1 protein-coding gene is annotated in these 285 nt (G+C 65.3%); it reads right to left on the bottom strand.

Annotation, left to right across the window (positions count from 1 at the left end):
• Positions 1 to 124 (bottom strand): 30S ribosomal protein S10 (locus ABF821_RS20555; RefSeq protein WP_415531414.1); only part of this gene is annotated, 124 nt, incomplete at its 3' end.
• Between the last annotated feature and the right edge of the window lie 161 nt (positions 125 to 285).

Below are 285 nucleotides of genomic sequence, written 5' to 3'. Positions count from 1 at the left end.
GCGGGATAGGACCCCGAACCCGCGCACCCGTACGCTTCGCCGTATTGACGATCTCTTTGGTGCTGTTATCGAGCACCCGATGATCGTACGCCTTCAGGCGAATGCGGATGTTCTGGTTGTCCATCGTCTATTCAGTCCAACTTCAATGGTTCGGGGGAACCCGAGCCGCCAAAGGAGACCCCGGCCGGGTTGCTCCCGGCCGGGGCGCCAGGTCAGGTGAAGCACCCCCTCACGCCCTGAACGAGGCCCCCACCCCGCCGCCCCCCGTGCGGCCCCCGACAACAA

It is taken from the genome of Gluconacetobacter sp. (assembly GCF_047721585.1).
Classification (GTDB): domain Bacteria; phylum Pseudomonadota; class Alphaproteobacteria; order Acetobacterales; family Acetobacteraceae; genus Gluconacetobacter; species Gluconacetobacter dulcium.
The sequence above is the reverse complement of the archived record's forward strand: the minus strand, read 5'-3'. Positions and strand labels throughout refer to the sequence as shown.